This is a genomic window from Streptomyces sp. PH9007 (assembly GCF_059813725.1).
In genome coordinates, this window is sequence record NZ_CM187440.1 from 1,761,461 (window position 1) to 1,772,697 (window position 11,237).

Sequence of the window (11,237 nt, forward strand, 5' to 3'; positions counted from 1 at the left end):
CGGAGCGGGTACGGGGCGGTGGGCCGTACGGGCGGGACACCCGCCGGATCAGTCCTCCGCGGAGGCCGACACCGACGGCGGCGCCTGCTGCTCCGCCGCCGCGGTCTTCTTCGCGGTGGAGGACTTCTTCGCCGTACCACTCTTCTTCGCCGCGGTCTTCTTCGCCGTGGCCGTCTTCTTCGCCGTCGTCTTCTTGGCCGCGGCGGTCTTCTTCGCCGTCGTCTTCTTCGCGGCGGCCTTCTTGGTGGTCTTCTTCGCCGGCGCCTTGCGCTCCGGCTCCTCGGACCCGCCCGCCGACGCGATGACCGTCACCGCCGCCTCCGTACCGCCCTCGGGCGACCCGGCCGGCGCGGACGCCCGGCGTACCGCCCGGCGCCGCTTGGGAGCGGGCTCCTCGGCCACGGCCGGCTCGGCAGCCGACTCGGCGGCCCGCTGCTCCTGGGCCGGCGCCTCGGCGACCGGCTCGGAGGCCACGACCACCAGGGCCGGCGCCTCGTCCGCCACCTTCGGCGAACCGGCCGGAGCCGACGCCTTGCGGGTACGGCGCCGCGGCGCGGGCTCCTCCGCCGCCTGCGCGGCCGGAGCCGGTGCGGCCTCCGCCTCGCGCGCGGGCTCGGGCTCGGGCTGCCGCGGGGCCTCCGCCGCCGGAACGACGGTCACCGCCTGCTCGGCGGCCTCCGCCACCGGCTTCGGAGCACCGGCGGGAGCGCTCGCCTTGCGGCTGGCCCGCCGACGGCCGCGCGGACCGCGCCGCGCCGCCTCCTCGGCCTCGGCCACACTCCCGTACAGCTCCTCGTCCGGGGTGAACGCGGCGGCCGGCTCGGTCACCGGAACGACCTCGGGCACCTTCTCCTCGCCGGCCTCCGGCAGCGGAGCGGGCACCGCCTCGGGCACCGGCGCGGCCTCGACCTCGACCTCGGGAGCCGCGGCAGCCGCCGCCTTCTCCTTGCGCCCGGCCTTGCCGCCCTTGCCCTTCTTGCCGCCGCCACCGGACACCGCGTGCGTGTGCGGCTGCTCCATGTGGACGATGACGCCGCGCCCGTTGCAGTGCACGCACTGCTCGGAGAACGACTCCAGCAGCCCCTGCCCGACCCGCTTGCGGGTCATCTGCACGAGCCCCAGCGAGGTGACCTCGGCCACCTGGTGCTTGGTACGGTCCCGGCCCAGGCACTCCAGCAGCCGCCGCAGCACCAGATCCCGGTTCGACTCCAGCACCATGTCGATGAAGTCGATCACGATGATGCCGCCGAGGTCCCGCAGCCGCAGCTGCCGCACGATCTCCTCGGCCGCCTCCAGGTTGTTCCTGGTGACGGTCTCCTCGAGGTTGCCGCCCTGACCGGTGAACCGGCCGGTGTTCACATCGATGACGATCATGGCCTCGGTGCGGTCGATCACCAGCGAACCACCGCTGGGCAGCCACACCTTGCGGTCCAGCGCCTTCATCAGCTGCTCGTCGATCCGGTAGGTGGCGAAGACGTCCACCTCCGAGGTCCACCGCTGCAGCCGCTCGGACAGGTCGGGCGCCACCTGCGAGACGTAGCCGTGGATGGTCTCCCACGCCTCGTCACCGCTGACGATCACCTTCGAGAAGTCCTCGTTGAAGATGTCCCGGACCACCCGCACGGTCATGTCGGGCTCGCCGTACAGCAGGCTCGGGGCGTTGCCCTTCTTCGCCCGCTTCTGGATCTCCTCCCACTGCGCCTGGAGCCGCTCGACGTCGCGGGTCAGCTCCTCCTCGCTGGCGCCCTCGGCGGCGGTGCGCACGATGACGCCCGCGTCCTCGGGGAGGATCTTCTTGAGGATCTGCTTCAGCCGCGCCCGCTCGGTGTCCGGCAGCTTGCGGCTGATCCCGGTCATCGACCCCTCGGGCACGTACACCAGGTACCGGCCGGGCAGGGAGATCTGGCTGGTCAGCCGGGCTCCCTTGTGCCCGATCGGGTCCTTGGTGACCTGGACGAGGACGGGCTGGCCCGACTTCAGGGCCGCCTCGATGCGGCGCGGGCCGTTGCCGAGCCCGAGGGACTCGAAGTTGACCTCACCGGCGTACAGCACGGCGTTGCGGCCCTTGCCGATGTCGACGAACGCCGCCTCCATCGAGGGCAGCACGTTCTGCACCTTGCCGAGGTAGACGTTGCCGACGTAGCTGGAGGACTGCTCCTTGTTCACGAAGTGCTCGACGAGGACGTTGTCCTCCAGCACCCCGATCTGGGTGCGGTCGCCCTGCTGGCGCACCACCATGACCCGCTCGACGGCCTCGCGGCGCGCCAGGAACTCGGCCTCGGTGATGATCGGCACCCGCCGCCGGCCCTGCTCACGGCCTTCGCGGCGGCGCTGCTTCTTGGCCTCCAGACGGGTGGAGCCCTTGATGGACTGCACGCCGTCGCCGCTCTCGGCGGGCTCGTGGTCCTTCTTCTTACGGGGCTCGCGGACCTTGATCACCGTGCGCTCGGGGTCGTCGGCGCCCGAACCGCCGGCCTCGCCGGACTCCTCGGTGCGGCGACGGCGACGGCGGCGGCGACGGGAGGACCCGGAGCCGGAACCGGACTCGTCGTCCTCCGCCTCGGCCTCACGCTCGGGCTCGGCCGGGGCCTCGGGCTCGGTCTCCCGCTCGGCCCGGGGGGTCTCGGCGGGCTCCGCCGGAGCCTCCTCGGCCTCGTCCTCGGTCTCGGCGGCACGCTCGGCGGTCTCGCCCCGCCGCCTGCGGCGCCCACCACGACGCCGGCGGCGCGAGGGCCGCTCGCTCTCCTCGGAGGTCTCGACCTCCTCGTTCTCCTCGCCGACGGCATCCAGCTCGTCCTCGGGTTCGGCGTCGGCCTCGGCCAGCGCCGCCGCCTCGGCGGCGGCCCGCTCGGGCGTCTGGAACATCGGCGGCTGGAAGACCGGCGGCTGGAACACGGCGGTCGCCGGCACCGGCACGGCCGGCGGCATCGGCTCCGACTCGCTCCCCGCTCGGTCCTCAGTCACAGATCCCTTGGCCTTTCCTTCGTCAGTGGGGGTGGAAGCGACCCGGGTGGCCCGCCGGCGCCGACGCGGCGCGGTGGCGTCCTCGTCGGGCCGGTTCACGTCAGCCTCTTCCGAAGCGCCACGCGTCGCACGGCGACGCGGGCGGGCGGCCTCGTCCTGGTCCGCCGCGTCCGCGACGGCGGGGGCGGTCGGCGCGGCGGCGGTACGCGTGGCCCGGCGACGCTGACGCGGCGCGGACGCCTCCTCGCCCGCAGCCTCACCGGACTCCACCGGAGCCTCCGGCGCGGCGGCCTCGAAGGTCGCCTCGGGAGCGGACGCGGCACGCGTCGCCCGCCGACGTCCACGCGGAGCAGTGTCCTCGTCAGCGGCGGAGACCGCGGAATCGGCCGGTACGTCGGCGGCGGCGGTACGCGTGGCCCGGCGACGCTGACGCGGCGCGGACGCCTCCTCGCCCGCACCCTCACCGGACTCCACCGGAGCCTCCGGCGCGGCGGCCTCGAAGGTCGCCTCGGGAGCGGACGCGGCACGGGTCGCGCGGCGACGCTGGCGCGGCGCGGGCGCCTCCTCGGCGGCGGCAGCGGTGTCGGCCGGTACGTCGGCGGGCGCGGTCGTACGCCGGCGCCCACGCGGCGCGGCGGCCTCGTCGGCGCTCTCACCGGAGTCCACCGGAGCGTCCTGCGCACCGGCGGGGGACGCGAAGGTCGCCTCGGGTGCGGACGCGGGGCGGGTGGCACGGCGGCGGCGGCGCGGCGCGGCGGCCGGCTCGCCCTGGCTGTCGGTCCCGGTCACGGGCTGTGCCTCCGGCGCCGGGGCGGGCGCGGGCTCGGCGGCGCTGTCCGCGGCATCGGTCCGCTGCGTCTCCTCGGCGGGGACCGCCGGCGCCGACGCGACGCGCGTCGCACGGCGACGCTGACGCGGGGCGGCGGCCTTCTCCTCGGCGGCACCGGCGTCCGCCGTGCTCTCACCGGAGCCGCCCGCACGGCGGCGGCCACGGGGGGCACTCGTCTCATCTGCGGCGCTGCCGGACGCGGGGCCCGTCCCGGTCGCGGCGGTGTCGCTGTCCGCCGGCCCGGGGGCCTGGCTCTCCTGGGCACCGGCCTCGGCCGCCGCCGGGGCGGACGCGACGCGCGTCGCACGACGCCGCTTGCGCGGCTCGGGGGCCTGCTCGGCTGCTGCCGCCGCCGGAGCCGTCTCCGCCGGAGCGGTCTCCGCCTGGGGTTCGGTCACGGACGCGGCGCGGCTCGTACGGCCCCGCCGGCGCGGCGCCGCCGGCTCGCTCTCGCCGTCGGTGGCGGGCGTGGCCTCGGTCACCTCACTGCCGGCGGCCTCGGTGGTCTCACGCGTGGTGCGGCGACGGGCACGCGGCGCGGCCGTCTCCTCGTCGCTCTTGGCGCCGGCACGGCGCCGCCCCCGCGCGGCCACCGGCTCTGCGGCGGCCTCGGGGCCTGCCTCGGGGGTCGCGGTGTTCTCGGCGGGGGCGTCCGGCGCGGTCGCCGGACGGGTGGCGCGCCGGCGCGCACGGGGCGCGGCGGGCTCGGTGTCGGCCACCGCACCGGCGCCGGCGGTGTCGCCGGTCTCAGCTGGCGGCGCCGTGTCCGTGGCGGCGGCCGGCCGCGTCGCGCGGCGCCGCTTGCGCGGTGCGGCGGGCTCCTCCGCAGCGGCGGAAGCGGAAGCAGAAGCGGGGGCCGGATCGGCCGCCGCACCGCTCACCGCGGTACCGGCGGAGCCCTCACTCCCGGAAGTGCGTTCGGGACGTTCACCCGATGTGGCCGCCACCTGGGGGGCCGTCGTCTCGTTGTCCGTACCGGCCGGCGGACCCGCCGGCCGGCTCGCGGCCCGGCGCCGCCGCCGCGGGGGCAGCGTGCCGCTCGGGGTGTTCGTGTCGTCGCGGTCGCGTTCTGTCGTCACGTCCGCTTCGGCGGACTCGTGTGATGCGTGCATGCGGGCGGTTCTCCCGTCACGCTCCCGGGCGCCTCGCCGATGGGCGGCGGGCAGCGCCGCTCAGGAGCTGTCGTGTCGCTCGCCGGTTCCGGCCCCGTTCCCTGCGGTCCGGCTACGGCGAAAGTCTGCTGGTCGGTGCGCCTGCCGGTAACAGCCGGGCCCGAGTGGCTCCCTGGCACCATGCGGTTGGGCGGCGCGGTGACGACGTCACTGTCCGGTGATCTCCGGCGCCGCCGCGGCCTGCTGCCCGGCGGCCGTGGAAAGGGCGGCCATGGCAGCGTCGCGGTCAGGCGCAAACGGGTCGGTCACCGTCCCGGACTCCTCATCGAGCGGCCCCTGCGCCAGCCTCGTCACCCCTGGGGGGACCGGCGGCGCCAGGTCGGCCACAATACGGAGACCGGACAGAACGTCATCGGGTCGTACGGCAGGTGTGAGATGCCGTACTACCAGGCGCAGTATCGCACAAGGTACGGACACGAGCGCATCGGACCCGCCGGAGGGCGAAGGGGAGGCGTACGCGTCCGTGGCTTCCAGTGCGGTCACCGCGGCTCTGGCGTCAAAAGTTCTGATGCCCTTCTTTGTTTCCCGTGACACCTCGACGGACGAAGTGGCGAGAAAAACTTTTACGGCCCGCTCCGCGTCCGCCGGTTCCACGCCCTCCAGGCGCAGCTCCCAGCACGAGGCCTCCAGCCGTTCGGCGAAGCCGGAAACCCGGGCGTCGACCGCATCGACGATGTCCAGGCCGGCCGGCAGCGACTCGTCGAGCCGCTCCTTCAGCCATGCCACCTCACGCGGCGCGGCCAGCGCGATCTCCAGATACTCGGCCTCGCTGGCCGTCCCGGTCGGCGCCGCGTTGGCGTAGCTGACCTTGGGGTGGGGGGTGAATCCCGCGGAGTACGCCATGGGCACTCCGGCCCGGCGCAGCGCGCGCTCGAAAGCGCGCTGGAAGTCGCGGTGGCTGGTGAACCGCAGGCGGCCACGCTTGGTGTAGCGCAGTCGTACACGCTGCACGGCGGGCGCCGGCGGCGGGCCTACGGGCTGTCGCTTGCCCAGTGTCGTCAGTCCCTCGTTCGGTCATTGCTGCCCGGCCGCCCTGGCGGGGCGGACCGTTGTCCGCCCTCCAGGTTACGCGCCACCCGCGTGCGCCCCGTTACCCCTCGTCCGGCGCACCGGTGGGGACCCAGTACCGCAGCTTCTCCGCGCGCCGGTCCTCGAAGACCCCGCCGGCTCCCTCGATCACCTTCCGCGAGCCGACATTGTCGAAATCGCAGGTCACCAGCGCCTCATCGATGCCCAGCGCCCGCGCCCTGGGCAGCGAGGCCCGCAGCATCGCCGTGCCGTGCCCGAGCCGCCGCGCCGAGGGGCGGACGTCGTACCCGATCAGCCCGCCCCACTCCAGCAGCCGGGGGGTCATGCGGTGCCGGATGGACAGCCGCCCCAGGAACGCGGTGCCGTCCACCCACCACAGCACGGTGGACGGCACGAATCCGCGCGGCCGGCGCGCGTCCTCGCGCGCGTCGGCCAGCGTCTCCTCGACATAGGCGGCGAACACGGCAGCTTCCTGCCAGCGCGGCGCCCACCGGGCGATGTCCCGCCCCAGCATCGAGTTGTCGTCCACCGCGCCGCGCCCCTCGGCGCGGAACTCCTCGACCGCGGCGAGAAAGGACTCCCGTACGGTCTCGGTCGGGCGCACCAGCGCGGGCACCGGCTACTTCCCGACCACACTCAGCGGCAGCAGCTTCTTGCCGGTCGGGCCGATCTGAATGCTCGTATCCATCTGGGGGCACACACCGCAATCGAAGCACGGAGTCCAGCGGCAGTCCTCGACCTCGGTCTCGTCGAGCGCGTCCTGCCAGTCCTCCCAGAGCCAGTCCTTGTCCAGGCCGGAGTCCAGGTGGTCCCAGGGCAGGACCTCCTCGTAGGAGCGTTCGCGCGTGGTGTACCAGGCGACATCCACCCCGTACTGGGGCAGCGCCCGCTCGGCGCACTCCATCCACTGGTCGTAGGAGAAGTACTCGCGCCAGCCGTCGAACCGGCCGCCCGCCTCGTACACGGCGCGGATGACGGCGCCGATCCGCCGGTCGCCGCGCGACAGCAGGCCCTCGACGATGCCGGGCTTGCCGTCGTGGTAGCGGAAGCCGATGGAGCGGCCGTACTTCTTGTCGCCGCGGATCTTCTCGCGCAGCTTCGCCAGCCGCGCGTCCGTCTCCTGCGCCGACAGCTGCGGCGCCCACTGGAACGGGGTGTGCGGCTTGGGGACGAAGCCGCCGATCGACACGGTGCAGCGGATGTCGTTGGAGCCGGTCACCTTGCGGCCCTCCGCGATGACGCGGGTGGCCATGTCGGCGATCTGCAGCACGTCCTCGTCGGTCTCGGTCGGCAGCCCGCACATGAAGTAGAGCTTGACCTGCCGCCAGCCGTTCCCGTAGGCGGTGGAGACGGTCCTGATCAGGTCCTCCTCGGAGACCATCTTGTTGATGACCTTCCGGATCCGCTCGCTGCCGCCCTCCGGCGCGAAGGTCAGACCCGAGCGGCGCCCGTTGCGCGTCAGCTCGTTCGCCAGATCGATGTTGAAGGCGTCCACCCGGGTGGAGGGCAGCGACAGACCGATCTTGTCCTCTTCGTAGCGGTCGGCGAGGCCGCCCGCGACGTCGGCGATCTCGCTGTGGTCGGCGGAGGACAGCGACAGCAGCCCGACCTCCTCGAAGCCGGTCGCCTTCAGGCCCTTGTCCACCATCTCGCCGATGCCGGTGATCGACCGCTCGCGCACCGGCCGGGTGATCATCCCGGCCTGGCAGAACCGGCAGCCGCGCGTGCAGCCCCGGAAGATCTCCACTGACATCCGCTCGTGCACGGTCTCCGCCAGCGGCACCAGCGGCTGCTTGGGGTAGGGCCACTCGTCCAGGTCCATGACGGTGTGCTTGGAGACCCGCCACGGCACCCCGGAGCGGTTGGGCACCACGCGGCCGATGCGGCCGTCCGGCAGGTACTCCACGTCGTAGAAGCCGGGGACGTACACGCCGCCGGTCTTCGCCAGCCGCAGGAGCAGTTCCTCGCGCCCGCCGGGGCGGCCCGCCGCCTTCCAGGCCCGCACGATGTCGCTGATCTCCAGCACGGCCTGCTCGCCGTCCCCGATCACCGCGCAGTCGATGAACTCCGCGATCGGCTCCGGGTTGAACGCGGCGTGCCCGCCCGCCACCACCACCGGGTGGTCCTCGGTACGGTCGGCCGCGCTCAGCGGGATGTCCGCCAGGTCCAGCGCGGTCAGCAGGTTCGTGTAGCCCAGCTCGGTGGAGAAGGACACCCCGAACACGTCGAAGGCGCCCACCGGCCGGTGCCCGTCCACCGTGAACTGCGGGACCCCGTGCTTGCGCATGAGCTCCTCCAGATCCGGCCACACGCTGTAGGTGCGCTCCGCGAGCACACCCTCGCGCTCGTTGAGCACCTCGTAGAGGATCATGACGCCCTGGTTGGGCAGCCCGACCTCGTACGCGTCCGGGTACATCAGCGCCCAGCGCACGTCGCAGGCGTCCCAGTCCTTGACGGTGGAGTTCAGCTCACCGCCCACGTACTGGATCGGCTTCTGGACATGCGGAAGCAGGGCCTCCAGGCGCGGGAACACCGACTCGACAGGCATGAACTCGTGTCTTTCGGAAGGGGGCTGAAACCGGCTGCCCAGGTTACAGCTCCCGCTCGTAGCCCTCCGCCAGCTCGTGCTCGCGCCCGTACAGCACCCCGTAGCTGAAGGACGGTTCCCCGGCCGCCTCGGCCGCCGCCGCGATCCGGAGCAGCGCGGCCCGCGCCAGCACGCTGTCCTGGTGTTTGCCCAGCACCCGCTGCACCCGGGCGAGCTTCTTGGCCCGTTTGTGCTTCCCCGCCGTCTCGGCCGCGTAGCGGGCCCGTTTGGCGGCCTTGCGCGCCGCGTGCCAGGCGGCGTCCCTGTCCGGGCCCGGCGGGGTGCGGCGGGCGGCCCGCAGCCGCCGTTCCATACGCCGGACGTCGTGCCGTACCGCCAGGGTCAGCACGGGCCCGGCGGGCCAGTACGCGTCGGGCAGCAGCGGCGGGTCGGTCAGCAGCGCGTCCAGGGAGGTCAGCAGGTCCAGGTGGCGTGCGCTGTCCAGGGCGCGCACCGAGGTGTCGGCGCGCGGACGGTCGGTGTACGCGGCCACCCGCTGTTCCAGCGGCCCCCGGCGCAGCTCGGGCTCCAGCTGTGACAGCCGCCGGCGAAGCCGCCCGGCCAGCACCTCACGGTCGCGGTCCGCGCCGAGTCCGGCCCCCAGCCGGCGCAGTTCCTCGGCGATCGGCCCGGTGCGTTCGCGGTCCAGCACCGCCCGCTGGGAGCGCAGCGCGCTGCGCAGCCGCCGGGTGGCCACCCGCATCCGGTGCACGGAGTCGGGGACGCCGCGCCGTACCGCCGGGTCCAGCTCCACGATCAGCCGCACCTGCCGCCGTACGTACGCCATGACCCGCTCCCCCGCGCTGCCCGCCGGCAGTGCGGGCCCCGTGCGCGGTGCAAGCGGCGGGGTGGCGGTGGCGGCGAGCGCGCGGGCCGCCTTGGACGGCGCCTGTGAGCGGGGCAGTCCGGCCGCCGTCAGCCGTTCCTCGATGAGGTCGAGCAGCCCGGCTCCGGCGGCGGGGCGCAGTTCCACCTCGTACTCCACCCAGTGCGCGGCGCGCGGTCCGCGCAGCGCGTCGACCCGGTCCCGCACCACCTCCGCCAGCGGCTGCCCGGCGGCGTCCAGCAGCAGCCGGGCCTCGCGCTCGGTGCGCAGTTCCACCAGGGGTACGAGGGGGGCGCCGCGGGTCCGTGAGCGGATCAGGGCGGTCAGGCCGTCGGGCGGGTGTTCGCTGTGCGGTGCCCTGATCTCCTCGCGGGTGTCGCCGTCCACCGGCAGCTTCAGGTGCCAGCCGGGGTCATCGCCCCCGGTGCGGCGGCGCAGGGTGATGCCGTCGGCCGAGAGCCGCCGGTCCTCGGTGTCGTAGTAGCGCGCCTCCAGCACCACCGGCGCCGCGTCGGGCCCGCGCACGGAGGCCACCGGTCCGATGCCGGTCAGTTCCGGCAGCGGCCCGGTGGCCTCGTACTTCCGCTCGGTCTCCGTCGCGCTGGTGACAGCCATGGTGCCCTCCGCTTCCACGGTAGGGGCGTACCGCTCAGGCCGACAGCGGGCGTTTCATCCGGATCGACTGGAGCAGCCCTATCGCGATCCAGCCCACGAACATGGAGGTGCCGCCGTACGACAGGAACGGCAGCGGGATGCCGGCGACCGGCATGATGCCCAGGGCCATGCCGATGTTCTCGAAGGACTGGAAAGCGAACCAGGCGACGATGCCTGCCGCGATCAGCGTGCTGTACAGGTCGGTGGCTTCCCTGGCGATGCGCAGCGCCCGCCACAGCACGACCCCGATCAGCAGGATTATCCCGCCGGCCCCCACGAAGCCGAGTTCCTCGCCGGCGACGGTGAAGATGAAGTCGGTCTGCTGCTCGGGCACGAACTGCCCGGTGGTCTGGGTGCCCTCGAACAGGCCCTTGCCGTACAGTCCGCCGCCGCCGATGGCGATCCTGGCCTGGTTGGTGTTGTAGCCGACGCCGGCCGGATCGAGCGCCGGGTTGGCGAAGGCCGCGAAGCGGTTGATCTGGTACTCGTCCAGTATGTCGAGCATCCACACCAGGACGGCGCCGACCACGGCCGCCGCCAGCAGGCCGGAGGTCCACCACAGGGAGGCGCCGGAGGCCAGCAGCATGCCCAGGACGATCACGCACAGCACCATCGCGGTGCCCATGTCGTCGATGAGCACGATGGTCACCGGGACCATGGCGATGCCCAGCGCCTGGAGGACGGCGCGGCGCCGCGGGTGTTCGCTGTCGCCCGCGTCGACCTGGGCGGCGAGCACCATGGCCATCGCCAGGACGACGGCGACCTTGGCGAACTCGCCGGGCTGGATCGTGTAGCTGCCGATCGACAGCCAGTTGCGCTGGCCGTTGATCTCGGTGCCCAGCGGGGTGAACACCAGCAGCATCACCACGAGGGTGAATCCGAAGTAGACGGGGACCGCGCTGCGCAGCCGGTGGTGTCCCAGCCACATGACGGCCACCGCCAGGGCTATGCCCACGGCGAGGTTGATGGACTGCCGGATGAGGAAGTACTGCGGATCGCCGTTGTTGATCTCGGTGCGGTTGCGGGTGGCGGACCACACCAGGACGCAGCCGATGACCGACAGCGCGCCGGCCGCCAGCAGCATGATCCAGTCGACGCGCCGGGCGAGCGAGTCCCGGGCGGTCATCCGCCGCCAGGCGCTCTTGCGGGGTGCGAACCGCCCGATGCTCAGGGAGT

Annotated in this window: 6 protein-coding genes; all 6 read right to left on the bottom strand. The window is 73.7% G+C overall.

Features of this window, described 5'->3' with window-relative positions:
- Nucleotides 1-48: 48 nt before the first annotated feature.
- The 6 genes from ACTFAP_RS07935 to rodA all read right to left on the bottom strand — a co-directional run bounded on the left by ACTFAP_RS07935 (nucleotide 49) and on the right by rodA (nucleotide 11,187).
- Nucleotides 49-4,905, bottom strand: a complete 4,857-nt coding sequence (locus tag ACTFAP_RS07935; protein WP_500468597.1) for an Rne/Rng family ribonuclease — start codon at nucleotides 4,903-4,905, stop codon at nucleotides 49-51.
- A 207-nt stretch (nucleotides 4,906-5,112) separates the two neighbouring features.
- Nucleotides 5,113-5,916, bottom strand: coding sequence for a TIGR03936 family radical SAM-associated protein (locus ACTFAP_RS07940; protein ID WP_030725672.1), 804 nt, complete (start codon nucleotides 5,914-5,916; stop codon nucleotides 5,113-5,115).
- Nucleotides 5,917-6,055: 139 nt separating this feature from the next.
- Nucleotides 6,056-6,610 (bottom strand): GNAT family N-acetyltransferase, encoded by a 555-nt coding sequence (locus ACTFAP_RS07945; RefSeq protein ID WP_500468598.1) that lies wholly within the window; start codon nucleotides 6,608-6,610, stop codon nucleotides 6,056-6,058.
- A 3-nt stretch (nucleotides 6,611-6,613) separates the two neighbouring features.
- The gene (locus ACTFAP_RS07950) at nucleotides 6,614-8,542 is read right to left on the bottom strand and encodes a TIGR03960 family B12-binding radical SAM protein (RefSeq protein ID WP_500468599.1); all 1,929 of its coding nucleotides are present in this window, start codon (nucleotides 8,540-8,542) and stop codon (nucleotides 6,614-6,616) included.
- A gap of 43 nt (nucleotides 8,543-8,585) precedes the next feature.
- The gene (locus ACTFAP_RS07955) at nucleotides 8,586-10,022 is read right to left on the bottom strand and encodes a CYTH and CHAD domain-containing protein (protein WP_500468600.1); all 1,437 of its coding nucleotides are present in this window, start codon (nucleotides 10,020-10,022) and stop codon (nucleotides 8,586-8,588) included.
- 34 nt (nucleotides 10,023-10,056) lie between these two features.
- The gene (rodA, locus tag ACTFAP_RS07960; RefSeq protein ID WP_500469433.1) at nucleotides 10,057-11,187 is read right to left on the bottom strand and encodes a rod shape-determining protein RodA; all 1,131 of its coding nucleotides are present in this window, start codon (nucleotides 11,185-11,187) and stop codon (nucleotides 10,057-10,059) included.
- Between the last annotated feature and the right edge of the window lie 50 nt (nucleotides 11,188-11,237).